Raw genomic sequence first — 26,374 nt, 5'->3', positions numbered from 1 at the left:
TTTTTTCTATATCATATCTCGTGAAATTATTGTATAATAATCGAAAATACCTGAATTCAAGGAGGGGAAAATGAACGGTCCAACACTGGGAAACCCACAAAATACGATTGAAATATTGCAAAAATACCAATTTTCATTTCAGAAGAAATTTGGTCAGAATTTTTTAATAGATACACATGTGCTGGATAAGATTATCCGGGCGGCAGAGATTACCAAAGAAGATATGGTATTGGAGATCGGTCCGGGAATTGGAACCATGACACAGTATCTGGCGGAGGCTGCCGGTAAGGTGATTGCTGTGGAGATTGACAGAAATTTGATACCGATTCTGTCAGAGACGCTGTCTATGTATGATAATGTTCGGATTATCAACGAAGATGTATTAAAATTGGATATTCGGAAACTAGCGGAGGAAGAAAATCAGGGGCGGCCGATTAAAGTGGTAGCGAATCTTCCTTATTATATTACAACACCTATTATTATGGGATTGTTTGAAGGACAAGTTCCGGTGGAGAGCATTACGGTTATGGTGCAAAAAGAAGTGGCGGATCGGATGCAGACGGGACCGGGAAGCAAGGATTACGGTGCGCTGTCGCTGGCAGTACAGTATTATGCAAAACCTTATATTGTGGCAAATGTACCGCCAAATTGTTTCATGCCGCGTCCTAAGGTTGGTTCGGCGGTGATTCGGCTGACCAGACACGATACCCCGCCGGTTCAGGTGAAAGATGAAGGGCTGATGTTTGAGATTATTCGAGCTTCTTTTAATCAAAGAAGGAAGACTTTGGCAAATGGATTAAACAATTCCAGTCGTTTATCATATCCGAAGGAAGTGATTGCCGAAGCGGTTGAAAAACTTGGGAAGGGGCCAAGTATCCGAGGAGAGGCGCTGACGTTGGAAGAATTTGCAAGGCTGAGCGATATTTTAAGCGAAAGCAGACATGAGCAGGGATAATTATCAGAAGCGATGATTATATAAAGTACAGATTGAAAATAATTACGGGCAGAAAGGATGATGGCTATGGCAGAAAAAAGAGTAGAGTATGCATTGTTTGAAATCACACCGGAGATTGAGCATCTGGCAAAATTGTGTGAGGAAAATAACGCGATTGAGAAGGAACTGTATGCGAAGTACGAGGTAAAGCGTGGGCTTCGTGATTTGAACGGAAAAGGTGTTCTTGCCGGTTTGACGAATATATCTGATGTATGTGCTACGAAAATTGTGGATGGAAAAGAGGTTCCATGCGAAGGAAATCTTTACTATCGCGGCTATAACATCAAAGACCTTGTCCGTGGATTTTTAAATGATAAACATTTTGGATTTGAGGAAATTTCTTATCTGTTGTTGTTTGGGGAATTGCCAAGTGAGCAGGAGCTGGAGGCTTATAAAAAGACATTGGTAGAGCGCAGAACTCTACCGCCTACTTTTGTAAGAGATGTGATTATGAAGGCTGCGAGCCGGGATATGATGAATAGTTTGTCCCGTTCTATTTTGAGCTTGTATACTTATGATGCAAAAGCAGATGATACTTCTATTCCGAATGTGCTTCGTCAGTGTCTGAATTTGATCAGTCAGTTCCCTATGATGATGGTGTACGGATATCATGCGTATAATTACCGGATGGGAGATGATTTATTCATCTATGCTCCGTCACCAAAGCTGTCTGTGGCGGAAAATATTCTGATGATGTTAAGAGAAGACCGCAAATATACGGAATTGGAAGCTAAAATTCTGGATATGGCGTTGGTGCTTCACATGGATCACGGCGGTGGTAACAACTCCACGTTTACGACACATGTTGTAACCTCTTCAGGAACCGATACTTATTCTACTATGGCAGCAGCTATGGCATCGTTAAAGGGACCTAAGCATGGCGGTGCAAATATTAAAGTGACACAGATGTTTGAGGATATGAAAGAGCATGTATCCGATTGGGAGGATCAGGACGAAGTTCGCCAGTATTTGGTAGATTTGCTGGAGAAACGTGCTTTTGATAAGAAGGGATTAATTTACGGAATGGGTCATGCCGTTTATTCAGTATCCGATCCGCGAGCAGATATTTTCAAAGGTTTTGTAAAACAGCTTGCAAAAGAAAAGGGACGTGAAAAAGAGTATGCTCTCTATGAATCTGTTGAGCATATTGCGCCGGAAGTAATTGGAGAGAAACGTAAGATTTACAAAGGAGTAAATGCAAATGTAGATTTCTACAGTGGTTTGGTGTACAGTATGTTAGACCTTCCGTCATCTCTATATACGCCGATTTTTGCGGCAGCTCGTATTGTTGGATGGAGTGCGCATCGTTTGGAAGAGTTGAAAAATGTAGACAAAATTATTCGTCCGGCTTATAAGCCTTTGGCAGCACATCGTGAATATGTGCGTATGGAGGACCGTTAATTTATGAAATGTCCCTATTGCGGAAATGAAATGATACAAGGAATGATACATATTGATTCCAACGGTACATTTTTTGAACAGAGGTTTGTCAGTGATAACGATACTCCTGTCAAGGAAAAAAGACAGATTATGAAAAGGTTGTTGGGCGTTTATGCGCCGGCTTATACCAATATGAAGGAGTGTTCTGATGCATGGTGCTGTGAGTCTTGCAAAAAAGTTTTTGGAGAGTTCCCATTAAGAGAAGAGTGGGAAGGGTAGAGCGCGCAGAAACTGAAAGACTAGGAAGAGGAGACGAATATGACACAGCAATATTTAGATTTGGAAAAAAATGTACCGGTTCATGTATTTCCTAAGGCTCAGAAAGAAGTCGATCGCTATTGGAAATGGTGTCATATTTGGAAAGGGATTACGTTGGTAGCGCTTGTGAGCGTGATCCTGGCAAATGTTATGGGTCTTGTTGGAATTACCAGTGCGCTGATGGTTCCGACCTATTTTCTGGCACTTGCAAGTATGGCAATTTATATCGGGTATCGAGTAAAATATTCAAAAAAATGGAAAAATTTCCTGCTTAAGGAGTGTAATCCGGGAAAGGAACTTTCTGTTTTATGGGCGCTTTTGCCGAAAACGTCGTGTGTGAAAAGTAACCTTTGGAGTAGACATTTCTATAATGTGGGGATTACTTTGTTTTACGCTGGTAGAAGAGAAGATGCAGAGAAAATCTTTCCACTATTTGTAAAATATTGTCCAGATGCATCCGGGGAGTTCAAGTACGAACTCCTTCGGATGACAATTGCGTTTGAGCAGAATAACGAGCAACAGCTGCAAAGGTCCTGTGATCGGTTAAGACAGCTGGAAATGATGGTAAAGCCCAAAGGAAAGTTTTGGACATTATATCAGGATCGATTGAGATATCCGATGCTAATACAGCTTGAGAAGAGTGGACAGTATGAAGAACTTTATCACATATGGCAGCAGACTGGAAACAGGCAACACTCCAGACTTGCGGAGGTGGTCAGACAGTTTCATCTTTATCGGGCGGCAGAGGCAATGGGGAATGCAGAATTAGCAGAGCAGCACAAGAGGTATGTGCTTACATATGGCGGTACACTTTGGTATCGAACTTATGTTGAATAACAGAAATCTTTATTATACAGCGAAACCCCGCTAACCAAAGGTTAGCGGGGTTCGTTGTTACTATAGTTATTTAAAGGAATGAGAGTAAAGTGTGCACCGGGAAGGTTACGCCCGGTGTTTTACTTTATGAGGGGGGAGATAGTTGATGTGCTCTTCAACTATCTGACATTTAGTATACATGGAAATTATGTCCAAAGTATGTTGAAATTCTAAAAGAAGCGGAAAAATTCTTTAAAATATCTTAATAAATTCCCCAATCTCTCTTAAAAACTCCCTGTTATTCTTGTATAGTATAAGGGAGGTGATGAAAATGGCTAAAATATTAGTATGTGATGATGATAAAGAAATCGTGGAAGCAATTGAAATATATCTGCTGCAGGAAGGGTATGATGTACTGAAGGCATACGATGGAGAAGAAGCCCTGAAAGTATTGAAAGAGGAGAAAGTAGATCTCCTTGTAATTGATGTAATGATGCCAAGGCTGGACGGGATCAGAGCCACCCTTAAAATTCGGGAGAAAAACAACATGCCGATCATTATTCTTTCCGCAAAATCAGAAGATGCGGATAAGATTCTCGGATTAAATGTGGGAGCAGACGACTATGTGACCAAGCCGTTTAACCCATTGGAATTGGTAGCGAGAGTAAAATCGCAGCTTAGGAGATATACGCAGCTTGGAAGTACCGTGGAGTCAGAGCATCAGGAGGTTTATGAAACGGGTGGATTGTCCATCAATGATGATCTGAAAACAGTAACTGTTGATGGTGAGATCGTAAAATTGACTCCGATTGAATATAATATTTTGTTATTGTTGGTGAAAAATCAGGGAAAAGTTTTTTCTATTGATCAGATTTATGAAAGTATCTGGAATGAAGACGCGATTGGTGTAGATAATACGGTGGCAGTACATATCCGGCATATTCGTGAGAAGATCGAGATCAATCCCAAAGAGCCCCGTTATTTAAAAGTAGTGTGGGGAGTTGGATATAAAATAGAAAAAATTTAGAAAGGAGGATCTATGAAACAGCAATGGTATCAGTCACCGATTACAAAAGCGTTCCTAATTGCAGCGGAGCATATATTGGTGGCAGTTATGGTAGGATGTATTCTTTTATTATATTGTTATCCAGTGATGGGAAGTGAGCTTCTGCATGGAAAACCAGCAGAAAAATATGAGGATACAGCTGCGTTTTCTACATTGATATGGGAGGCCTCCAATACCGTAATGGATGGAATCCGTAATGTAGATGAATTTGAGACAGACGGAAATTATGATCCGCAGAAGATTGTGGACATTGAAACTTATAGAGACACGCATAGTTTGTCCGGAGAGGATGAGCATGGTTTGGCTTACCGCTTGGAAGACCTTTACCAGTGGGCGCAAGAGTATTATAGCACTGGCGAGGGAGGCGTGATTTATAATGCGGCAGAAGAAAGACCGGCGGAAGCAGTTGATGGAGATAGTGAATATTACAAAATTATTGTTTGCAAGAAGCCAGATGGTTCTTACCATTATTATTCTTATGAAGAATTTAAAAATATGATCGACAGTGGAGAGCTTCAATTTGTAGTTACGGAAGATGAATCCACTTCAGAAGACGATCTTTTAGCGATGCTTCATTCGTCAGAATTGTATGAGGGAAATGCTGATCGTGTGGGATTCCGCGGACTGCAAAGTGAAGACGGGAAGATTTCCTATATTGATTGCTGGAATTATGACGGGCAGGTAATGAAGGAAAAAGTTCCGCCATTGAATGCAAAGAGTGTAGTGGATGTGGCAAACAATAATCCGTATTGGAACGGAAGGCTGAATGAAGCGTATGAGATGTTACATGATGCAATTTTTGGAATTTATGATGAGCTTTCCAGTTATTTGAATAAGGAAGAATATTATAAAGAAGGGGATACGAATCTGGTTTATCTCTATGCAGATCAAAGAAATAAACGGATTTATACGAATTGTGAGGCGTTTTCAGATTACACAAACTTGGAAAATAGCATTAAGAGCGTCCAGGCAATGGGAAAGTACGCGGTGATTCATCCGAAATTAAAAGATTTTGATACGAATATTCAAGAGATTGATGAAGAAAGCTGGAGGAATCATATTAAATTTAGTGGCCCAAATGAAGATAGTTTTGTATACGCTGTGGCGGTAGATACGGCCTATCCGATTCATGACACCTTCTATAATGAAGCAAAATTGTATCAGAAATATGGGGGAAATGCACAGATTCTTGCAGTAACAGCCGCGGTGTCGGGGGTATTTTTTCTTCTGATTTTGATTTGGCTTACGGTAACTGCAGGCCGCAGTAACCGGACGCAGGAAGTATGTTTAAATTGGTTTGATAAGATTAAAACAGAACTAGCCGCTGTTTTGGTAATTGGACTTTGGATAGGGCCGTTGGCCTTTGCAATTGCGGTGGCATCGGATATTTTCTTCCCGGCCGTTCAGTCTGTGACGCCATATCTGTTTGAAGAAGGGCAAAATGGATACGATTATGTTCGTGAAGCAATTCCGTATATTGCATATATTGCAGTGATGGCAGTTTATACCTGTGCGTGGTTTTTGATTGGCTATTTGAGCCTGGTAAGACGTATAAAACGGAAAACACTTTGGAAAAACAGTGTGCTTAGAAGTATTGGCAAATTTATTGGAAAAATTTATAGTCATATTCAATGCGTATGGCGGGCAATCCTAATATTTGGTGTTTTTCTTCTTCTCCACTGGATGCTGGTAATTACCAGTGGAAGCTATCTATTTGCCGTGTTAGTGTTTGGCGCAGATTTGGTGGCATTTGTCTATTTGATTTACCAGGCGATAGGAAAGCAGAAGATAAAAAAGGGAATTGAGAAAATTGCCGGAGGAGAAGTTGATTATCAGATTTCTGCGGAAGAGCTTTACGGAGAGCAGAGAGTGATTGCAGAATGTATCAACTCCATTGGTGAAGGGCTAGATTCTGCATTGGAAGAAAATATGAAGAGCGAGCGCTTAAAAACAGACTTGATAACGAATGTTTCGCATGATATTAAGACGCCCTTGACTTCGATTATTAATTATGTGGAACTTTTAAAGCAGGAAAATTTTGAAGATCCTAAAATACAGCGCTATCTGGAGGTTCTAGAACAGAAGTCCCAGCGCTTGAAGACGTTGACAGAGGATGTGGTAGAAGCTTCAAAAGTGAGCTCCGGGAATATTAGCTTAGAATACATGAATATCAATTTTGTGGAAATGATTCAGCAGACCAGCGGCGAGTTCGCGGAGAAGTTCCAAGCGAGAGATTTACAGGAGATATTAACGCTTCCGGATCAGGAATTGATCATACGGGCAGATGGACGAAGAATGTGGAGGGTGACCGCAAATATTTACAATAATGCAGCGAAATATGCGTTAAGGGGAACGAGAGTTTATGCGGACCTGAAAGCGGAAGATGGCTGGGCAGTATTTAATTTGAAAAACATATCTGAACAACGTCTTAATATTTCGGCAGATGAACTGACGGAAAGATTTATTCGCGGAGATATTTCGAGAAGTACCGAGGGAAGCGGATTGGGGCTTTCCATTGCAAAGACATTGACGGAAATACAAGGTGGAAAATTCGAGATTTATGTGGATGGAGATCTGTTTAGAGTTACAGTGAGCTTTCCGATTTGTTAATTGGGGACGGAGGTTTTTGCAAAAACCTCCGTCCCCAATTAATTTTCCCCTGTCCCTCTTGCAGGATTGTGGAAAAAACATTATTATAATAAATGCTATGGATGAATTAAGAAAACTTTTACAGGAAAATTTAAATATAGACTTTATTTCGGCCGTTCTCAGTAACCCAAGGAAAAAGGATGGTCCATCCAAGGTGAAAGTACGCCCAATTATGAAGAAAGACCAGTTGCTCTTCCAATTGGAAACCTTTGAAAATAATCAGGCTTTTCACCGGAATGTGGATAAGATAGAAGCAAGCGAGCTTTTGGCTCATGCGATGGAGAATATGAAGCAGATGCAGATGGAGACGCAGTGTGCGGATTACAATGTGCTGGTAAGTAAGAAAGGGAAGGCAACGATCAAGCGAAAGCTTCATAAGGGAGAGGCAAAGAAAGTGGATCTGTCTCATAACAGGAAGAAAAGGTATGTGTTAGAAGAAGGAATTCCGGTTCCGTTTCTCGTAGATCTTGGAGTAATGACAGCAGAGGGAAAGATTGTGCGTGCACGGTTTGACAAGTTCCGTCAGATTAATCGTTTTCTGGAATTTATAGAAGATATTCTGCCTCAGCTTGCAAAAGATCGTGAACTTACAATTTTGGATTTTGGCTGCGGAAAATCCTATCTTACATTTGCTATGTACTATTATCTGCATGAATTGAAGCGCTACGATATTCGGATTGTTGGACTGGATTTGAAAAAAGATGTGATTCGGCACTGTAATGAACTGAGCCAGCGGTATGGGTATGAGAAACTCAAATTTCTGGAGGGAAATATTGCGGATTACACGGGAGTAGATGAGGTGGATATGGTTGTAACCTTGCATGCGTGTGATACGGCAACGGATTTTGCACTTGCAAAGGCGGTGCACTGGAATGCAAAGGTAATTCTTTCAGTGCCGTGCTGCCAGCATGAGTTGAATCGTCAGATTAAAAATGAGGATCTAGCGCCGGTTTTAAAATATGGCTTGTTGAAAGAACGTATTTCAGCGTTGGTAACGGATGGACTCCGTGCTCAATATTTGGAACGGGAAGGTTATGAGGCGCAGATTTTGGAGTTTATTGATATGGAACACACGCCAAAGAATATATTAATCCGTGCAGTAAGAACAGGGCGCAAAGGGGAGAATGAAGACGCAATTCGCCGCTGCGAACAGGCGCTTGGAGTAGCGCCGACGCTGGGATGGCTGTTAGACCATGAAGGGGAAGTTTAAATGAGTTGGAAAAAAAGATTGTTAAATATCGGGATTTTATCGGCAGTATTTGTGGTAGCAGTGCTATTCTTTGGATATTTGACGAATAAAGGAAATGACGATATGACAGCGGACATGGGGGCGGCTACCTACCCCCAGGTTTCCTTTTCTTATGATGGGTATAGTCTGAATACACTGAGTGGTTATGCGAAACGGATGGATATTGTGTCTATGCGTGATTCTATTACGCCAGTGGTAAACGGGTGTTTGAATCTTTCTGTTCAGGAGTATGGAAATAAAATAGAGAGTCTGAGATATCGGATTTTTTCGCTGAACGGAAAAGAAAAATTGTTGGATGAGACCGTGAAAAAGCCGGGCGAGGAGATTGCTCTGGAGTTTGATCAAGAGGGCCTTTTGACAGAGGAGCGGGTGTTGGAGCTGACTCTTAACCTCGGGAAGGATCAATTGGTACATTTTTATACCCGGATAAAAAATGGCACCGATGCGCATATGCTGGAGTGCCTGGATTATATTCGCAACTTCCACGAAAGTGCCCTGGGAAAAGTAGAAGGAGCGGGAGTTGGCGCTGCGATTGAGCCGAGTGAAGAGGGAGATAATACGACCTTTGGACATGTGACGATTCATTCTGATTATGATCATGTATCCTGGGGGGAGCTGGAACCGGTTGTAGAGCAGGGAGAACGCTGGTACATTAAGGAGATGAATAGTTCTTCGACTTCGGTGCAGTTGGAGTATCGCGTCCGCTGCAAGGGAGAAGAAAATGAGACGGATCTTTATACTGTGAAGGAATTTTTCCGTGTTCGTCATATTCCAGAGGTAAATAAAACATATCTTTTGGATTACGATCGGACAATGGATCAACTGTTTGATCCGACAAAAGTGGTGTTGAATGAGAAAGGAACCCTACTTGGAATTCAGTCGGAAAATATTCCTTATGAAGTCAATAAAGACGGTTCTATTGTATCGTTTATTGTGGGAGAAGAACTGTGGAACTATAATAAAAATACAGATGAAATTTCCCTGGTATTTAGTTTTTCAGCTGCAGAGAATACAGACGGGCGCAATCTGGTTGCACAGCATCAGTTGGAACTTCTTGAAATGGATGGAAAGGGGAATACAACATTTGCCGTGTACGGCTATATGAACCGGGGAGAGCATGAGGGTGAGACCGGAGTTGGCGTATACTGCTATGATATTGAGACGAATTCTGTGGAAGAGAAGGTATTTATTTCTACGGATATATCTTATGGAAATGTGATTCAGTCTCTCAATAAGCTGGCTTATTATAATGTGGATCAGGATACGTTGTATGTTATGCTGGAGGGAACCTTGTATGAGTATCAGGTTTCTGAAGAGGAACAGACTGTGCTGGTGAAAGGGTTAGATGACAGTCAGTATACGATTTCGGAAAACGGGCATATGGCCGCTTATCAGAAAGAAGGAGATGAAAACGGCGCGAAGAAGCTGGAAGTGCTGAATCTTGATAATGGAAAGAAACGAGAAGTCACCTGTCAGGATTCGGAATATTTGAAGCCTCTGGGCTTTGTGAAGAATGACTTTGTCTATGGTGTTGCGAAGGCTGAAGATATGGGAAAAACCGTATTTGGAGAGCGGACGCTTCCAATGTATAAAGTTGAGATTCAAGATGAAAAAAGTAAGGTGATCAAGACTTATGAAGTGGAAGGCATTTTTGTTCTGAGCGCAGAGTTTGAAGATAATATGATTACACTGAATCGTGCGACGAAGAATGGAGAAACCTATACGAAAACAGCGCCGGATTACATTACTAACAACAAAGAAAAGAAAGAAAGTAATATTTATTTGGAGTCCTATGCCACAGAATTGAAGGAAACTCAGAGACGTTTGACTTTTGAAAACGGTATTTCTGATAAGGAGCCAAAAGTCCTGAAACCAAAGCAGGTATTGTTCGAGACCCCATCGGTGGTAACATTTGATGAGTCGGAGCCGAAGAAGAAATATTTCGTATATGGGCATGGAGAACTGCAAGGAAGTTACGGAAAAGCCGGTGAGGCGGTGCGGGCAGCAGATGCCATCAGCGGAGTGGTGGTGGCGGAAGATCAGACGTATGTGTGGGAACGTGGAAATCGAAACCTTCAGCATACAATCAGTGATAAGGAGGAGATTATAGAAGGAATACGAACAAAGCTTGCAGCGCAGCAGCCGCCGGCAGAAGTTATGAAAGAGATAAATGGCGGAAGTTATATGGATCTGACGGGGTGCAGCACGGAAGAATTATTGTATCTGATAGGAAGGGGTCGACCGGTAGTTGCTATGCTGGATTCCGTTTATGCGGTTATTTTGGTTGGATATGACGATAGCAGCGTGACATATGTGGATGTGGCAAGCGGCGAGCGCAGAAGTGTGCCATACGAAGAGATGGATCAGATGACTGCGGGAAGTGGAAATACGTATATAGGATAACATTTGGGACGGAGTTTTTTTCAAAAAACTCCGTCCCAAATGTTATTATACCCTGTCCCTAATTGGACGAAAAAGTACATTTTTATATTTTTTTAAAGCATAATAAATGATTAATCCCAATAATCCACAGGAAATAATTTCACCTATTCCCACTGTCAACATCATAAAAGGAATTGGCAGTGCAACGCCATAGCCGTAGCGAAGTACGAATGGAACAACGAAAACGTTGGCGATGATTGGTGGCAGTGGTCCAAGAAATGGATTTTTACTGCGCAGCTGATACGTGAAAAATGCGCCAATCAAAGTTGCAAGACTGCCAAATATAATATCTGGGAGAATGGCGCCGCCTAGGATGTTTCCGATTAGGCATCCTGTGAATAACCCGGGAATAGCCGCTGGTGTAAATAGGGGAAGTATGGTAAGTGCTTCTGAAATTCGAATTTGTACTTCTCCGAAAGAAAATGGTGCGAATACGAAAGTTAGCACCACGTAGATAGCAGCGATCATGGCTGCCTGTGTCATGAATGTTACTTTTTGATTTTTCATATTTTGTTCTCCTTTAGTTTTGTTTTACGAGTGGAAGGTCGCGAACACTCGATTCATTTTACGCCGGGAATCGGCGGTGAGCCCATTAAGACCTTGTTTTTGCGGGCTCTGCAACGTGAGTTAGTATAGCATGAAAAGCCAATAAAAGCAAGGTAAGAGAAGGTCTTTGCACTAGATTAGTGACGGCGGGGATTTCGCTTCGTGTATATTAGTCAATGATGTGACACCAATTTTTAAAAAATAAAAGAACTGGTATGGTACTATAAATTTTAATGAAGGAGCAAGTGTTGCTCCTGCCAAATTCTTATTCCGCCTCAAGTAAGAGGCGCATCTCCAATGGAGATTTCCAACCTAATACTTGCATAGGGATGTTGTTGGAACGATTTAGGTAACGTTTCATTTGAATTAGAAGATCGTTGTAATCATAGAAGGACATATGATTGTAAAATCGTTCTTGATCATTTCGGTGACTACGCTCTACTTTCCCATTGTGTCTTGAAGTGCGTGGGCGTATTCGTTTATGCTCAATGCCAAGTTTCTTACACAGGATATCAAGGGGATGGGTTCTGTCTGTTTTGGAAAGATGTGTAAACTCAGCACCGTTATCGGTTTGAAGGATTTGAGGCTTATATCCAAAGTAGACAATTGCTCTTTTGAGAAAGTCAACTGTTGAATAGCTGCTTTGCTCCATATAAGGGAAGATAAAACGTTCCCTGGAAGCTTCATCGATTACAGTGTATTGATAGAACTTCTGTGGAATTAAGCCTGAATAACAGGAAGATGGAACATATTTTACATCCATCTGCCATTTGATACCTAATTTAGTTGGAGTATCGTAAGGTTTTGGCTTGTGTTTATTTTTGGTGGATGGCGCAGCATTAGAATACCCAAGTCTCCTGTACACTCTATACAATGAGCCGGGATGTCTTGAGTAACCTTAATGTGTGCGGAGCTTACCATAAAGTTCGCAAACGGAGATATTTGGATTTCGTCTGTGGTAATCCTGAATCCATTTAAGTTCTTCTTGTGTGTGTGCATTAGGGTGCTGGCTATGAGGTTTATGTGATTTATCCATTAACGATTCCTTTGTTCCATCGAACTTTTTATTCCAACGTAACAAGGAAGATTTGGAAATATGGTAGCGGCGACAAACGAAAGAAACGCCTACACCGGTACGATAAAGTTTAACTGCATAAAATTTTGTATTAAGTTCATGTGGAAAATATCGTTGAGAGTATGTTATTGTATTCGTGACGGCTGATGATCCTTTATATAGATTTTTGGTTTGGCGATTAGAATTTTATAGGACTCAACCGTTTTTGTATAGAGGCAGGGTGTCACATCAATTGTAACTCTACATTAGTGACGGCGGGGATTTCGCTTCGCCCCTTTCAAAAATTTTTTGGATATGTTATAATACTTTCAAACTGTCCGTGAGACGTAAGCGATTAGAAAAAGGAGTAGATAGATATGGATTTAATTGCAATCAGAGAATTATATAAGAACAAAGATCAGTATTTGGATCAGAAAATTACTGTGGGGGGATGGGTGCGCAGTATTCGTGATTCAAAAGCATTTGGATTTATTGTATTGAATGACGGTACATTTTTTGAGCCACTGCAGATTGTGTACCATGATACCATGGATAATTTTGAGGAAATTTCCAAGTTAAATGTAGGAGCTGCAGTTATCGTAACAGGAACGCTGGTGGCGACACCGCAGGCAAAACAGCCATTTGAGATTCAGGCAGATACGGTAGAGGTGGAAGGTGCGTCTGCTCCGGACTATCCGCTTCAAAAGAAACGCCATAGTTTTGAGTATCTCAGAACAATTTCTCACTTAAGACCGAGAACCAATACCTTCCAGGCAGTGTTCCGCATCCGTTCCCTGACAGCTTATGCGATTCACAAATTTTTCCAGGAGAGAGGATTTGTATATGTGCACACGCCGCTGATCACAGGAAGTGATTGCGAAGGTGCAGGTGAGATGTTCCGGGTAACGACATTAGATATGGAAAATCTGCCAAAGACGGATGAGGGAAAGGTGGATTATAGCAAAGATTTCTTTGGAAAAGAGACGAGCCTTACTGTAAGCGGTCAGTTAAATGGAGAAGCGTATGCTCAGGCATTTCGTAATATTTATACATTTGGTCCTACATTCCGGGCAGAGAATTCCAATACGACCCGTCATGCAGCAGAATTTTGGATGATTGAGCCAGAGATGGCATTTGCAGATTTGGATGATAATATGATGCTGGCAGAAGCAATGCTGAAATATGTGATTAATTATGTGTTGGAAAATGCACCAGAGGAAATGAATTTCTTTAATTCATTTGTGGATAAGGGACTTTTAGATCGTCTTCATAATGTGGTGTCTTCTGAATTTGCAAGAGTTACTTACACAGAGGCGGTAGAGCTTTTGGAGAAGAACAATGACAAATTTGAGTACAAGGTATCCTGGGGAACAGATCTTCAGACGGAGCATGAGCGCTATCTGACAGAGGAAGTGTTTAAACGTCCGGTTTTTGTTACAGATTATCCGAAGGACATCAAGGCATTCTATATGAAGCAGAATGAGGATGGAAAGACAGTGGCAGCAGTTGACTGTCTGGTTCCGGGAATTGGAGAAATCATCGGAGGAAGCCAAAGAGAGGATGATTATGAGAAGCTGCTTGTGAGAATGAAAGAAATGGGACTTGCTGAGGAAGATTATAAGTTCTATTTGGATTTAAGAAAGTATGGTTCAACGAGACATTCCGGATTTGGTCTGGGATTTGAGAGATGTATTATGTATTTGACAGGAATGGGCAACATCCGTGATGTGATTCCGTTCCCAAGAACTGTGAATAATTGTGACCTGTAAATGTGGTAAATGGGGATAATTTTAATTGCCAAAAGGGACAGGGATATTTTCATCGGGGACGGAGTTTTTTGAAAAAAACTCCGTCCCCGATGAATAGGAGGACAAATTATGAACATTTTAGTTGTGGACGATGAAAGAGAGATTGCTGACATTATTGAGTTGTATTTGCAGAATGATCAGTATAATGTATACAAGTTTTACAATGGACAGGATGCGCTAAATTGTATTCGGACAATGAAGATTGACCTTGCGATTCTGGACATTATGCTTCCGGACATTGATGGTTTTCAGATTTTGAAACAAATTCGGGAGCGTTATACGTTTCCTGTGATTATGTTGACAGCGAAGACGGAATATATGGACAAAATTACAGGACTGACATTAGGAGCAGACGACTATATACCGAAGCCTTTTAATCCGTTGGAATTGGTTGCAAGAGTAAAGGCTCAAATTCGCCGATACACACAATATAATGAAGGAACCAAGGATGAGGGTGACGTAATTGATTTTGGAGGTCTAGTATTGAATCGGACATCCCATGAGTGCGTATATAATGAAGTTCCACTTACCCTGACTCCGATAGAGTTTGATATTCTTTGGCTTCTTTGTGAAAATCGCGGTAAAGTGATCAGTTCAGAAGAGTTGTTTGAAAAAGTCTGGAACGAAAAGTATTATAAGAACAGCAACAACACGGTTATGGTGCACATCCGTCATCTTCGTGAGAAAATGAGCGGCCCAACCGGGAAATCTGATTTCATTAAGACAGTGTGGGGAGTTGGGTATAAGGTTGAAGAATAATTATCGCAAATTGAAATTCAGTATTCTTTTGCAGACAGTGTTTGTTACAGCCGTAACGGTGCTGGTCGGAGGTTTTCTGCTGAATTATGTCATTGATGGAATTTACAATGATAGTTTTGGGAAAATTTTTGTAAAAGTCCTAATGTCTTTTCAGGTAGATGAGCAAACGGCAATTGATTTATATTGGAGATGGCTGGGAGACAATAAAGCCTTTTTTATGGTTGTTGGCTTTTTGCTTCTTTTTGCGCTGTTTTTCTACGTCGCGCTCTCCAAGATGACAAAGTATTTGGATCAGATCGGGGATGGTATTGAGAATATTGTTTCGGATTCTACAGAGCCGATTCATTTGATTACGGAATTAAAACCGATTGAAATCCGCTTAAATGAGATCAAAGCGACACTGAAGCGTCAAGAACTGGAAGCGGAAGAGGGAGAGAAGAAGAAAAATGACTTGGTACTCTTTCTGGCACACGATTTGAAAACACCGCTGACGTCCATTGTTGCGTATCTGAGTATGTTGGACAGCCATCCGGATATGCCGCAGGAGCAGCGGGAAAAATATATCCGAATTGCAATGGAAAAATCGATTCGTCTGGGGGAATTGATTAACGAGTTTTTTGATATTACCCGCTATAATCTACAGAATATTGAATTGGAACCGGTTGAAATCAATCTTTCTTTGATGCTGGAGCAGCTGGCAGATGAGCTTTATGGAGTGCTTCAGGAAAAGCAGCTGACTTGTGAGGTGAATGTAGAAGAAAATTTGATGATTTACGGAGATCCAGATAAGTTGGCGAGAGTTTTTGATAATATTTTAAGAAACGCAATTGCATATTGTTATCCACATACGAAAATTCGGATTGAAGCCCAGATGAAAAATCAGGATATTGAGATTATATTCAGCAATCAGGGAGATAAAATTCCAGGAGCAATGCTTCAGACAATATTTGAAAAATTCTATCGTGTAGATGGTTCCAGATCCAGCGGAACCGGAGGAGCGGGATTAGGTCTTGCGATTGCAAAAGAAATTGTAGAGTTGCACGGCGGCATGATTCGCGCGAAAAGTGATGATATTTCTACACAGTTTATTGTAACATTGCCAGGAAAGGCTGACGAAGAGGGAGTAACAGATGAAATTTATACACATCGCAGATATACATTTGGGGGCAAATCCGGACGCAGGAAGCGCAGGTAAGGACACGCGCGGACGAGAAATGTGGGAGTCGCTTGAACGAGTGACGAAAGTTTGCCGGGGAGAAAAGGTGGACGTTCTGTTGGTGGCAGGGGATTTGTTCCACCGGCAGCCACTTTTGAGAGAATTAAAAGAGGTTAATTATTTATTTGCGTCGATGGAAGAGACGCAGGTAATACTGATTGCCGGAAACCATGATTATCTGAAAAAGGATTCTTATTACCATACATTTGCCTGGGCGCCGAATGTACATATGATTTTGAGTGAAGAAATTTCCTGTGTAGAACTGCCGGAACTTGAGTTGGCTGTTTATGGCTGCAGTTATTATAGCAGAGAAATTGCAGAGGAAAAATATCAGGGGATTTATGCAAAACATTGCCAGAAATATGAGATTTTGTTGGCACATGGTGGTGATGAGAAGCATATTCCGATCAAAAAAAATGATATGGTTTCTCTTGGATATGACTATGTTGCACTTGGGCACATTCATAAGCCACAAATATTTGAACCTTATCCTATGGCATATGCAGGAGCGCTGGAGCCCATAGACAAGAATGATATGGGGGAACACGGTTATATCAAAGGGGAATTAACGGAACAGGGATGCCAGTTTGAATTTGTCAAATCTGCTTTGCGAGAGTACATTTCTATGGAGATTGTGGTGGATAAAGAGACGACCGGATATGAACTGCGTGGAAAAATTGAAGAAGCGATTGCCGGATGTGGATGTAGGAATCTCTATAAGATTCGGATTACAGGGCAGAGAAGTCCAGAGACGCTGTATGATTTGAGCGCGATGGATCCGTATGGTAATATTGTAGAACTGAAAGATGAGACCCGTCCGGCTTATGATTATGAGAAATTGATGAAACAAAATGGCGAGAACCTGCTTGGCCGGTTTATTCAAAGTTTGAAGGATAGCGAAGAAGACAGCATTGAATATCAGGCCTTGTGTGCAGGAGTAGAGGCTTTGGTAGAGACGAGAAGAGGATAGAGTATGAAAATCTGCAACCTTTTGCTGAAAAATTTCGGCAAATTCCAAGGACGAGAGATTGAATTAAAAGAGGGAATCAACATTCTATATGGGAAGAATGAGTCGGGAAAAACGACTCTGCATTCTTTTATCAGGGGGATGTTTTATGGAATAGAGAGAGGGCGTGGCCGAGCATCTGTGAATGATACTTACATGATGTATGAACCATGGGACAATGCGGCTTATTATTCGGGGGCACTTCGTTTGGAGAGTGGCGGAAAAATTTTCCGGATAGAGCGAAATTTTGACCGCCATACGAAAAAGGCGGATTTAGTGTGTGAGACGGATGGAGAGCAGCTGTCTGTGGAAGAAGGGGATTTGGATATGCTGCTGGGAGGATTGAGTTCCTCTGGGTTTGACAATACGGTTTCTATCGGGCAGATGAAAGTTGAGACGGGACAGTCGCTGGATGCGGAGTTTCGTAATTATGCAATGAACTACTATCAGTCGGGAGCAGAAGAAATTAATCTGGAAGCAGCCCTTAATTATCTGCGAGAGAAACAAAAAAGCTTAGATCAGCAGATTCGTCAGGAAATGGAAAAACGACAGGAAAAAAGGGAGAGGATTGAACAGGAGTCTTCTTATGTGTGGAGGGATGTTCATCGTTTGGAGATGGAACGGGAACATCTGGATGAGGAACTGCATTATCGGGAAAAGAAGGAACAGGAGCGAGAAAAAGAGCAAAACAGCAGTCAGAATGGACATAGTGTAGTGGAAGAGCTACGGGCAGATAAATGGAGGGTTCATCCTCTGGAAATTATTTTGTTTATTGTGCTGGTAATTGGTTCTTTTGCCTTGATTCCCCGTCCCTGGAACTATCTGGTTGCGATTGTCATATTCCTTGCTTGTGGATTATATATTTGGAATCGGATGAAGGTGGGGAAAAAACAAGAAAAAACGGAACCTGAGTTGATTTTAGAAGAGATTACGCCAGAAGAAGAAAAAATACCGCTGAAAAAATTGGCATGGGGAATTGAACGAATTGATGCCGACTTAAAAGAAAAAAGAATTCAGTATGACAATCTTCAGGAGCAGTTGGCAGAACTGGATGAAATCAGCGGAGAATTTCAAGAGTGGGACAGGAAGCGGGAAGCATTCGTGCTTGCTCAGGAGAGATTAAAAGCTTTGTCTCAGACAATGCAGGAACAGTTGGAAGCTAGATTGAATCAGCGGGCATCGCAGATCATTCAGGAAATTACAAATGGACATTATGATCGTCTTTTAGCAGAAGATCATTTGCATCTGGTACTATTGTCGAAAGGAAAGAGAGTGCCGGTTGAGCGAGTTAGCAGAGGAACTTTGGAACAGGCATATTTTGCGCTTCGGATGGCAGCTGGAGAGATGCTTTTAGAGGAGGAGATGCCGGTTATTTTAGATGATACATTCGTGAATTATGATGATGAGCGTTTGGAGAGAACCCTTCAGTGGTTGGTAAAGAACAGGAAACAGGTTTTGATTTTTACCTGTCAGAAGCGAGAAGAACAGGTCCTGTTGGAGAGGGGAATTGCGTTCCACAAGGTTATTGTATAAAAGATGAAAAAGAATAATAAGAATCCCGGAAGAAAGGGATTTGTGCTTGTTTGAAAAGACTGCAGAAATCTTTCTTCCGGGATATTTTGTTTTAATAAAGAGAAATTAAAGATCGATATTAAATCTCTTCGCCTCGGTTGTATTTTTCGATGACCGCCTGAATACGTTCGCTTGGATTTAAAATACTGCTGATGGAACCATCGTGGTTCAGCGTATCAATCATCAGAGCGATGTACTTACTCATGTCACAGTTGATATAGTAAGGACGCTCCAGAAGCTCTGGTGTCTGATAGATCAGGTTGGTGGTGAGGATTGCGTCAATGAGTCCTTCCTCGTATGCCTGATCAAACTTCTCAAGTCCGTTGGTGAAGAGTCCGAAAGTTGCAGCAGCAAAAATACGTTTTGCTTTGCGCTGTTTCAGCTGGCGTGCAACATCTAAAATACTGTCTCCGGAGGAAATCATATCATCCAGGATAATTACATCTTTTCCTTCTACAGAAGAGCCAAGGAATTCGTGTGCAACGATAGGGTTGCGTCCATTCACGATTTTGGTGTAGTCACGACGCTTATAGAACATACCCATATCAAGGTTTAGAACGTTGGCAAGGTAAATTGCACGTCCGGTAGCACCCTCATCCGGGCTGATTGCCATCATATGTTCGCTGTCGATCTTCAGATCTTTGTAATGACGGAGCAGTCCTTTCACAAACTGATAAGTAGGACGAACTGTTTCAAAGCCGTTTAAAGGAATTGCATTTTGAACTCGTGGGTCGTGTGCATCAAATGTAATGATGTTGTCAACACCCATGCGAACAAGCTCCTGAAGAGCGAGTGCGCAGTCTAAAGACTCGCGTCCGCTTCTTTTGTGCTGACGGCTTTCGTATAAAAATGGCATAATGACGTTGATGCGGCGTCCTTTTCCGCCAACAGCAGCAATCACTCGCTTTAAATTCTGAAAATGGTCATCTGGTGACATGTGGTTTACATGACCGGTCAAAGAATAGGTCAAGCTGTAGTTACATACGTCCACCATAAGATAGAGATCTTTACCGCGAACAGATTCGTTGATGATACCTTTTGCTTCTCCGGAACCAAAACGTGGAACTTTGGCATCAATCAGATAAGTATCCTTTTCGTAACCATTGAACACGATATCATTTTTGGGGGCGTGATTGTCTTCTTTGCGCCATTGCACTAGGTAATCATTTACTTTATTACCCATTTCGTTGCAACCGTCCAGTGCGATGATCCCCAGAGCACCAACCGGTATGTTGTCAAGAGTACGATCAGTACGACGTAGCATCTTTTGTACCTCCCAGGTTTAATAATTTTTTTTGGATACGGATGTCGTCTCCAGTCAACCGCAGCATAGTATAATTACTGCTGATTCGTGAAAAGATCCGCTCCGAGTAAATAGATTTTATATCTTCCAATGCTAGATTGGTAGAGATAACAGTGGATTTCTGACGCAGGATGCGTTCGTTTAGACAAACAAATAACTGTGATGTAGTAAAGGAATTGGAAAGTTCCGTTCCCAAATCATCAATGATCAGCAGATCACAGTTATAAATATATTCGGGCTCTTCCTGGTCTTGTTCTTCTTTTCGCCCAAAAGTATGGCGGGCAAAAAGATCAAACAACTGCGCTGCAGAAAAGTAAATGACGGAATAAGCCTGGTCAATTAGCTCTTTGGCAATGCAGTGCGAGAGGAATGTTTTTCCAACTCCTGTGTCTCCATAGAGCAGAATATTTTGAAAGTTCTCTGAAAAATGAGCTGCAAAATCATGGCAGGTTTTCAGAGCTGTCTGCATGGATTCTAATGAAGATCGCCCGGTCAGCGGGTCGATATGGTTGCTGGAATAAAAATCCAGGCAACAGGTATGGAAGTTTTCCTTTTCCAGAATTTCATGCAGATTCGATTGTGTATAGAGAAGATCTACGATTGCTTTTTTCAGGCAGTGGCATTTCTGGGTGCCCTGATAGCCCGTATCTTGACAGTCTGGACAAGTGTAATGAAGTTCCAGATAGTCAGAAGGCAATCCGTGAGATTCTAATAGCCGTTGTTTTTGTAAAGTAAGAGAGGTAAGGTCCTGCTTTAAAGAAAGAAGAGCGGTCTCGTCACCATCTAAAAGTTTCCTTGCCTTCTCAAGGCTTAGAGAAGAGATGGCGTGATCCAGCTCTTCCAGTTCCGGAATCAGAGAATAAGCGCGTTTATAGCGTTCCCGAAGCTGGTATTCGTTATCCAATTGTCGTTGTTCATAAGTACGCATAATTTGTTCGTACTGTGAATTCGATAATGCCATGGATCAAACTCTCCTTTATTGCTGAACAAGTCTGCGTTCCAAATCATCCATATTATAGGAACGGTTGTCGAAATTGTTGAATTTATTTGTTTTTGGAGCAGGAGAAGAGCAAGCAGTCTGCTTTTGTTTCTTTTTCTGTTCCTTTTCTTTTAGATAATGGGCGTCCAGTGCAGAAATATCCTTAAATGCACGTACTTTTTTTTCATGCCAGTTTTCTAAAATTCGATCGGTATATTCAAAGCTTGGCTGATGGATCGCGTTCATAGTGCGGTCACATGCCTCTAAAATAATGTCCAGTGTAAAACCATATTCTTCATTCCATTTACGAATATAAGCAATTTCAGAAGAGGCAGGGGCTCGTCCCTTAATTCCGTATGCATTTAAAATGGAATAACAATTTTTATTATACTGAAGAGAACTGGATTTTGCGGCTTCTACAGTGGTAATATTCTGTTCGCTCCAGGAAAGTGCGACTTTTTGGATGTATCGCATGCTCTTGTGCCCGTTTTCCACACAGTATTCAATCAAATATTCAATCAACTCTGCGGACATATGGAGAGAATCAAAAAAGTATGTAATCATATCGATGTCAACAGAAGATAAAGTTTTTCCCAAGTATTGTTCTGCAACAAAGAGCAGCTCTTTAAATTCTTTCCGCTCTTTGCGGCTACGATACTGCTGAATATTAGAAACGCTGTTGACTTCATCTGAGGACGCCTTTGGCACGGATTCTTTGCACATAGAAGGTGTCGAAGCGGTCTGGATAGCAGATGCGCCGGCCTGCTGATTGGCTGTGCCAGAAACAGGATCTTCCGGTGTTAGCTGTGTAGTATCATCCGGATCGTCATAATCAAGAAGTCCTTCTTTTTTCCAGTATTTTAGTGCTCTTAACACATCCTTCTCCGTGCAGTCTAACAGATCTGCCATCGCAGAGATGGAAAGTGTGCCAGAAGCGTTGGAAAGATGGCGCAAAATCAGAAGATACACCTTTACATATTCTCCGTTTGCCGTGGGCATATAACGGTCTATAAATTCATTTTCCAGCACGGTAGTAGTGCCTTGTACGTAATTTGTAAGGGTTAATTTTTTCATAATCAGTACGCCTGTCCTTCCTCTTGCTCGTTTAGTGTAGAGTTATTATAGCATCAGAAGGACAGGGAAAAAAGAAATTTTTGCTTGAAAAATCAGGTTTTTTGTGGATAAAAACCTGTGGAAAATGTGGATAACTAACGTTTTAACAGGTTTTCGCCAATGTTTACAACGTCTCCCGCGCCCATAGTTATCAACAAGTCCCCTTTATGACACATCTTGAGACAGAAGTCCTCGATTTCTCCGAAACTGGAGAAATAATAGGCATCACAGCCCTTTTCTTTCAGTGCATTTGCAAGGTCAAGAGAAGAAACACCAAGGGTATCCGTTTCTCTGGCGGCGTAAATATCGGCCAGAATAATATGATCGGCCCTTTGGAGCGTTTCTACAAATTCATCAAACAGCGCCTTGGTACGTGTGTAGGTATGGGGCTGGAAGATGCACCAGAGCTCCTGGTGAGGATAGTGATGGGCAGCGTCTAATGAGGCTGCAATTTCTGTTGGATGATGTGCATAATCATCAATAATAGTAATGCCGTTTACTTCGCCTTTATGTTCAAAACGACGGTTTGTTCCGTGAAAATCATGGAGTCCGGTCTGGATTGTTTCCATTGGAATTCCAAGTTTGTCTGCAACGGCAATGGATGCCAGAGCATTAGAGACGTTGTGGTCGCCGCTGACGGACAAAGAAATCCGTGAAGCAAAGATTCCTCCGATTACCAGGTCAAAGGAAGCTGCTCCGGTTTGATTGTGTGTGATATTAACGGCAGTGTAATCAAAAGAGCTGTCCATTCCATAGGTAATGACATTACATTTTAAACCATCGGTAATGCCGCCTAAACGGTCAATTTCACCGTTGATGATCAGTGAACCGTCTTTTGGCAGGAGTTCTGCAAATTTGCGGAATGAATTGCGAATATCTTCCAGATCTTTAAAGAAATCCAGGTGGTCCTCGTCAATATTAAGAATCACACTGATTTTTGGAAAGAAATGAAGAAAGCTATTGGTATATTCGCAGGCTTCTGTCAAGAAAATTTCGGAATTTCCGACTTTAATATTTCCGCCGATAGCTTTTAAAATGCCGCCTACAGAAATTGTTGGATCCAGTTCTCCGGCGAGAAGGATGTGGGACAGCATGGATGTCGTTGTCGTTTTCCCATGGGTTCCGGAAATGGCAATCGGCATATCGTAGTTATTCATCAGCTGTCCGAGAAGTTCTGCCCGGCTTAACATAGGAAGACCTTTTTGTACAGCTGCCATATATTCTTCATTGTCTTCGTGAACGGCGGCAGTATATACAACCAGATCGATTCCTTCTATCATATTAGATGCTTTCTGCCCGTAAAACACGGTTGCACCGAGTGAAGCTAGATGCTGGGTCAGAGCGGACTCCTTGTTGTCAGAGCCGGAGATCGTAAATCCTTCTTTCAGAAGAATTTCTGCAAGACCACTCATGCTGATACCGCCGATACCGATGAAGTGTACGTGTACAGGCTGAGAAAAATTAATTTTATACATATTGATCAATCACCTTTCTGTTCAATTGCGTGAATCTAATTAAAATAACTGTCATAAATCTATCTATCTGTCCATATTATTATAAACATATATGGCAAAAAAACCAAGCCGTAAGTTTTTGTTATATTTTAATAAAAAGTTCAGAAAAAATACGATTTATTTGTAAAATTCGTTCTCTGAAAATCAAAACTATGGTATAATCAGAACTATAATATTACTGAGGAGGGGTGATGACATGAGAAAAAAGGAAATGATAGCGATGCTGTTGGCAGGAGGGCAGGGCAGCAGACTTGGAGTTCTTACTGCTAAGGTCGCAAAACCAGCGGTTGCATTTGGCGGTAAATATCGGATTATCGACTTTCCACTCAGCAACTGTATAAATTCAGGAATTGATACGGTCGGAGTATTGACCCAGTACCAGCCGCTTCGGCTGAACGCACATATAGGTATTGGAATTCCGTGGGATCTAGACCGGAATTTCGGAGGCGTGACTATTTTACCGCCGTATGAGAAGAGCAGCAACAGTGAGTGGTATACCGGAACGGCAAATGCTATTTATCAGAATCTGGAGTATATGGAGACGTTTAATCCAGATTATGTATTAATTTTGTCAGGCGATCACATTTATAAGATGGATTATGAGGTTATGCTGGATTTCCATAAAGAGCATGATGCTGACGTTACGATTGCGGCAATGCCAGTGCCAATGGAAGAAGCGAGCCGTTTTGGAATTGTAGTTACCGAAGAGGAAGGGCGGATTGCAGAGTTCCAGGAGAAGCCGCCGCAGCCAAAGAGCAATTTGGCTTCTATGGGAATTTATATTTTCAGCTGGCCGGTATTAAAAGAAGCACTGCTTGCTCTGAAAAATGAGCCGGGGTGCGACTTTGGAAAACATATTATTCCATATTGCCATGAAAAGGGACAACGGTTATTTGCCTATGAATATAATGGATATTGGAAGGATGTAGGAACGCTGGGATCATATTGGGAAGCGAATATGGAATTGATTGATATTATTCCGGAGTTTAACCTGTATGAAGAATTCTGGAAGATTTATACAAACAGCGAAATCCTTCCGCCGCAGTACATATCTTCACAGTCGGTGATTGAGAGAAGTATTATAGGAAATGGCTCTGAGATTTATGGAGAAGTTCATAACAGTGTGATTGGTTCAGGAGTAACCATTGAAGAAGGAACGGTTGTCCGGGATTCTATTATTATGAAGGATGTTACCATTGGAAAAGGCTGTGTAGTAGACAAGTCTATTATTGCAGAGAAATGTAAGATTGGTGACAACGTTACATTGGGAATTGGAAGTGACGTGCCAAATAAGTTGAAACCAGCAATTTATTCCTTTGGCCTTGTAACCATTGGGGAAAATTCAGTAGTGCCAAGCGGAGTGCAGATTGGAAAGAATACAGCGATCAGTGGAGTGACTTCCAAAGAAGATTATCCGAATGGCGTATTAGACAGTGGAGAGACATTGATAAAGGCAGGTGAACGTGTATGAGAGCTGTTGGAATTATATTAGCAGGTGGAAACAGTAATAAGATGCGTGAATTAACACAGAGACGTGCGGTGGCAGCAATGCCGGTGGCGGGAAGCTACAGAGCAATTGATTTTGTGCTTAGCAATATGTCTAATTCACACATTCAGAAGGTTGCCGTGCTGACACAGTATAATGCACGGTCACTCAACGAACATTTGAATTCTTCTAAATGGTGGGATTTCGGAAGAAAACAGGGTGGTTTGTACGTGTTTACGCCGACAATTACGGCGGATAATGATTATTGGTACAGAGGAACTGCAGATGCGATTTATCAAAATCTAGATTTTCTGAAAAGATGCCATGAGCCTTATGTGATTATTACTTCTGGAGACGCTGTTTATAAGATGGATTATAACAAAGTGCTGGAATATCACATTGCAAAAAAAGCAGATATTACAGTGGTTTGTAAAGAAATGGATTCAAATGAGGATGTAAGCCGGTTTGGAACGGTGAAGATGAATGATTCTATGAGAATAGAAGAATTTGAGGAGAAGCCGCTTGTGGCAACATCCAATACGGTATCAACGGGAATATATGTGATTAGAAGACGCCAGCTGATCGATCTGATTGAACGGTGCGCGGAAGATGACAGGCATGATTTTGTAACCGATATTCTGATCAGATACAAAAATGTGAAGAAGATTTACGGTTATAAGATAAAGGATTACTGGAGCAGCATATCGACAGTGGATGCTTATTACCAGACAAATATGGATTTCCTAAAACCGGAAGTCAGAGAGTATTTTTTCAAAAAGCAGCCAGAGATCTACTCTAAGGTTAGTGATTTGCCACCGGCAAAATATAATCCGGGCGCAGTGGTTAAGAACAGCCTGATAGCGAGTGGAAGTATTATCAATGGAACAGTGGAAAATTCAGTTCTCTTTAAAAAGACGTTTGTCGGCAATAATTGCGTGATCAAAAATTCTATTATTTTGAACGATGTTTATCTGGGAGACAATACTTATATTGAAAATTGTATTGTTGAAAGTCGTGATACGATCAGAGCAAATACGCGTCATGTTGGAGAAAATGGTGTAAAAGTAGTTGTGGAAAAGAACGAGAGGTATGCACTGTAAACAG

The 26,374-nt window shown here is 41.5% G+C and carries 20 protein-coding genes and 1 pseudogene; 15 read left to right on the top strand and 6 right to left on the bottom strand.

All coding sequences use genetic code 11. From position 1 onward, the window contains the following. Nucleotides 1-70 precede the first annotated feature (70 nt). The 8 genes from rsmA to WKT00_RS11310 all read left to right on the top strand — a co-directional run bounded on the left by rsmA (nucleotide 71) and on the right by WKT00_RS11310 (nucleotide 10,875). Entirely contained in the window at nucleotides 71-955 is an 885-nt protein-coding gene (rsmA, locus tag WKT00_RS11345) for a 16S rRNA (adenine(1518)-N(6)/adenine(1519)-N(6))-dimethyltransferase RsmA (RefSeq protein WP_101696071.1), read from the top strand. Between the two features lie 66 nt (nucleotides 956-1,021). Then, nucleotides 1,022-2,395: a citrate/2-methylcitrate synthase gene (locus tag WKT00_RS11340; protein WP_101696070.1), complete on the top strand. Its 1,374-nt coding sequence runs from the start codon at nucleotides 1,022-1,024 to the stop codon at nucleotides 2,393-2,395. Between the two features lie 3 nt (nucleotides 2,396-2,398). After that, nucleotides 2,399-2,653 (top strand): PF20097 family protein, encoded by a 255-nt coding sequence (locus tag WKT00_RS11335; protein WP_340263712.1) that lies wholly within the window; start codon nucleotides 2,399-2,401, stop codon nucleotides 2,651-2,653. 39 nt (nucleotides 2,654-2,692) lie between these two features. Then, complete coding sequence (locus WKT00_RS11330; protein WP_340263711.1) at nucleotides 2,693-3,529, top strand: hypothetical protein; 837 nt, start codon at nucleotides 2,693-2,695, stop codon at nucleotides 3,527-3,529. A gap of 310 nt (nucleotides 3,530-3,839) precedes the next feature. Further along, nucleotides 3,840-4,535 (top strand): response regulator transcription factor, encoded by a 696-nt coding sequence (locus WKT00_RS11325; protein WP_101696067.1) that lies wholly within the window; start codon nucleotides 3,840-3,842, stop codon nucleotides 4,533-4,535. A 12-nt stretch (nucleotides 4,536-4,547) separates the two neighbouring features. Beyond that, nucleotides 4,548-7,184 carry an MFS domain-containing histidine kinase gene (locus tag WKT00_RS11320; RefSeq protein WP_101696066.1) on the top strand — a complete coding sequence of 879 codons (2,637 nt, stop codon included), beginning with the start codon at nucleotides 4,548-4,550 and terminating at the stop codon, nucleotides 7,182-7,184. Nucleotides 7,185-7,281: 97 nt separating this feature from the next. After that, nucleotides 7,282-8,433, top strand: a complete 1,152-nt coding sequence (locus WKT00_RS11315) for a methyltransferase (protein WP_101696065.1) — start codon at nucleotides 7,282-7,284, stop codon at nucleotides 8,431-8,433. After that, a complete protein-coding gene (locus tag WKT00_RS11310) occupies nucleotides 8,434-10,875 on the top strand; it encodes a hypothetical protein (protein ID WP_340263709.1) in 2,442 nt (813 codons plus the stop codon). It begins immediately after the preceding gene. Between the two features lie 45 nt (nucleotides 10,876-10,920). Here WKT00_RS11310 and WKT00_RS11305 read toward each other — a convergent pair whose 3' ends face one another. Further along, nucleotides 10,921-11,421 (bottom strand): QueT transporter family protein, encoded by a 501-nt coding sequence (locus tag WKT00_RS11305; RefSeq protein ID WP_340263707.1) that lies wholly within the window; start codon nucleotides 11,419-11,421, stop codon nucleotides 10,921-10,923. Nucleotides 11,422-11,725: 304 nt separating this feature from the next. After that, nucleotides 11,726-12,664: pseudogene (locus tag WKT00_RS11300) on the bottom strand (DDE-type integrase/transposase/recombinase). A 227-nt stretch (nucleotides 12,665-12,891) separates the two neighbouring features. Between WKT00_RS11300 and asnS the strand changes: the two are divergent. The 5 genes from asnS (at nucleotide 12,892) to WKT00_RS11275 (ending at nucleotide 18,836) form a co-directional block, all read left to right on the top strand. Continuing rightward, nucleotides 12,892-14,283 carry an asparagine--tRNA ligase gene (gene asnS, locus WKT00_RS11295; protein ID WP_101696062.1) on the top strand — a complete coding sequence of 464 codons (1,392 nt, stop codon included), beginning with the start codon at nucleotides 12,892-12,894 and terminating at the stop codon, nucleotides 14,281-14,283. Nucleotides 14,284-14,391: 108 nt separating this feature from the next. After that, on the top strand, nucleotides 14,392-15,081 hold the full coding sequence (gene vanR, locus WKT00_RS11290) for a VanR-ABDEGLN family response regulator transcription factor (protein ID WP_101696061.1): 690 nt from the start codon (nucleotides 14,392-14,394) through the stop codon (nucleotides 15,079-15,081). Next, the gene (locus WKT00_RS11285) at nucleotides 15,071-16,276 is read left to right on the top strand and encodes a sensor histidine kinase (protein ID WP_340263706.1); all 1,206 of its coding nucleotides are present in this window, start codon (nucleotides 15,071-15,073) and stop codon (nucleotides 16,274-16,276) included. The genes vanR and WKT00_RS11285 overlap by 11 nt, the downstream gene beginning before the upstream one ends. Then, nucleotides 16,212-17,267: a metallophosphoesterase family protein gene (locus WKT00_RS11280; protein WP_101696059.1), complete on the top strand. Its 1,056-nt coding sequence runs from the start codon at nucleotides 16,212-16,214 to the stop codon at nucleotides 17,265-17,267. The genes WKT00_RS11285 and WKT00_RS11280 overlap by 65 nt, the downstream gene beginning before the upstream one ends. Nucleotides 17,268-17,270: 3 nt before the next feature. Beyond that, on the top strand, nucleotides 17,271-18,836 hold the full coding sequence (locus WKT00_RS11275; protein WP_340263704.1) for an ATP-binding protein: 1,566 nt from the start codon (nucleotides 17,271-17,273) through the stop codon (nucleotides 18,834-18,836). 118 nt (nucleotides 18,837-18,954) lie between these two features. Here WKT00_RS11275 and WKT00_RS11270 read toward each other — a convergent pair whose 3' ends face one another. The 4 genes from WKT00_RS11270 to murC all read right to left on the bottom strand — a co-directional run bounded on the left by WKT00_RS11270 (nucleotide 18,955) and on the right by murC (nucleotide 23,745). Continuing rightward, the gene (locus WKT00_RS11270; protein WP_101696057.1) at nucleotides 18,955-20,139 is read right to left on the bottom strand and encodes a ribose-phosphate pyrophosphokinase; all 1,185 of its coding nucleotides are present in this window, start codon (nucleotides 20,137-20,139) and stop codon (nucleotides 18,955-18,957) included. Continuing rightward, nucleotides 20,123-21,139 carry an ATP-binding protein gene (locus WKT00_RS11265; RefSeq protein ID WP_340263701.1) on the bottom strand — a complete coding sequence of 339 codons (1,017 nt, stop codon included), beginning with the start codon at nucleotides 21,137-21,139 and terminating at the stop codon, nucleotides 20,123-20,125. Before WKT00_RS11265 ends, WKT00_RS11270 begins: the two co-directional genes overlap by 17 nt. Before the next feature lie 15 nt (nucleotides 21,140-21,154). Next, a complete protein-coding gene (locus tag WKT00_RS11260; RefSeq protein WP_101696055.1) occupies nucleotides 21,155-22,231 on the bottom strand; it encodes a DnaD domain protein in 1,077 nt (358 codons plus the stop codon). A 134-nt stretch (nucleotides 22,232-22,365) separates the two neighbouring features. Beyond that, entirely contained in the window at nucleotides 22,366-23,745 is a 1,380-nt protein-coding gene (gene murC / locus WKT00_RS11255; RefSeq protein WP_340263699.1) for a UDP-N-acetylmuramate--L-alanine ligase, read from the bottom strand. A gap of 235 nt (nucleotides 23,746-23,980) precedes the next feature. Here murC and WKT00_RS11250 point away from each other — a divergent pair, with 235 nt between their 5' ends. Next, on the top strand, nucleotides 23,981-25,255 hold the full coding sequence (locus WKT00_RS11250) for a glucose-1-phosphate adenylyltransferase (protein ID WP_101696053.1): 1,275 nt from the start codon (nucleotides 23,981-23,983) through the stop codon (nucleotides 25,253-25,255). Continuing rightward, nucleotides 25,252-26,370: a glucose-1-phosphate adenylyltransferase subunit GlgD gene (gene glgD / locus WKT00_RS11245; protein WP_101696052.1), complete on the top strand. Its 1,119-nt coding sequence runs from the start codon at nucleotides 25,252-25,254 to the stop codon at nucleotides 26,368-26,370. Before WKT00_RS11250 ends, glgD begins: the two co-directional genes overlap by 4 nt. Nucleotides 26,371-26,374 lie beyond the last annotated feature (4 nt).

This window comes from Dorea sp. ICN-14282 (assembly GCF_037890115.1).
In the GTDB taxonomy this organism is placed as follows: Bacteria; Bacillota; Clostridia; order Lachnospirales; family Lachnospiraceae; genus Dorea_B; species Dorea_B phocaeensis.
The sequence above is the reverse complement of the archived record's forward strand: the minus strand, read 5'-3'. Positions and strand labels throughout refer to the sequence as shown.

What these genes read in the sequence shown, in the direction of transcription:
- WKT00_RS11325 (WP_101696067.1), top strand. Translation starts at nt 3,840, where the DNA reads ATGGCTAAAATATTAGTATGTGATGATGATAAAGAAATCGTGGAAGCA.
- WKT00_RS11270 (WP_101696057.1), bottom strand. Translation starts at nt 20,139, where the DNA reads ATGCTACGTCGTACTGATCGTACTCTTGACAACATACCGGTTGGTGCT.
- rsmA (WP_101696071.1), top strand. Translation starts at nt 71, where the DNA reads ATGAACGGTCCAACACTGGGAAACCCACAAAATACGATTGAAATATTG.
- WKT00_RS11275 (WP_340263704.1), top strand. Translation starts at nt 17,271, where the DNA reads ATGAAAATCTGCAACCTTTTGCTGAAAAATTTCGGCAAATTCCAAGGA.
- WKT00_RS11320 (WP_101696066.1), top strand. Translation starts at nt 4,548, where the DNA reads ATGAAACAGCAATGGTATCAGTCACCGATTACAAAAGCGTTCCTAATT.
- WKT00_RS11330 (WP_340263711.1), top strand. Translation starts at nt 2,693, where the DNA reads ATGACACAGCAATATTTAGATTTGGAAAAAAATGTACCGGTTCATGTA.
- WKT00_RS11340 (WP_101696070.1), top strand. Translation starts at nt 1,022, where the DNA reads ATGGCAGAAAAAAGAGTAGAGTATGCATTGTTTGAAATCACACCGGAG.
- WKT00_RS11335 (WP_340263712.1), top strand. Translation starts at nt 2,399, where the DNA reads ATGAAATGTCCCTATTGCGGAAATGAAATGATACAAGGAATGATACAT.
- WKT00_RS11310 (WP_340263709.1), top strand. Translation starts at nt 8,434, where the DNA reads ATGAGTTGGAAAAAAAGATTGTTAAATATCGGGATTTTATCGGCAGTA.
- WKT00_RS11280 (WP_101696059.1), top strand. Translation starts at nt 16,212, where the DNA reads ATGAAATTTATACACATCGCAGATATACATTTGGGGGCAAATCCGGAC.
- murC (WP_340263699.1), bottom strand. Translation starts at nt 23,745, where the DNA reads ATGTATAAAATTAATTTTTCTCAGCCTGTACACGTACACTTCATCGGT.
- WKT00_RS11305 (WP_340263707.1), bottom strand. Translation starts at nt 11,421, where the DNA reads ATGAAAAATCAAAAAGTAACATTCATGACACAGGCAGCCATGATCGCT.
- WKT00_RS11250 (WP_101696053.1), top strand. Translation starts at nt 23,981, where the DNA reads ATGAGAAAAAAGGAAATGATAGCGATGCTGTTGGCAGGAGGGCAGGGC.
- vanR (WP_101696061.1), top strand. Translation starts at nt 14,392, where the DNA reads ATGAACATTTTAGTTGTGGACGATGAAAGAGAGATTGCTGACATTATT.
- WKT00_RS11260 (WP_101696055.1), bottom strand. Translation starts at nt 22,231, where the DNA reads ATGAAAAAATTAACCCTTACAAATTACGTACAAGGCACTACTACCGTG.
- WKT00_RS11265 (WP_340263701.1), bottom strand. Translation starts at nt 21,139, where the DNA reads ATGGCATTATCGAATTCACAGTACGAACAAATTATGCGTACTTATGAA.
- WKT00_RS11315 (WP_101696065.1), top strand. Translation starts at nt 7,282, where the DNA reads ATGGATGAATTAAGAAAACTTTTACAGGAAAATTTAAATATAGACTTT.
- glgD (WP_101696052.1), top strand. Translation starts at nt 25,252, where the DNA reads ATGAGAGCTGTTGGAATTATATTAGCAGGTGGAAACAGTAATAAGATG.
- asnS (WP_101696062.1), top strand. Translation starts at nt 12,892, where the DNA reads ATGGATTTAATTGCAATCAGAGAATTATATAAGAACAAAGATCAGTAT.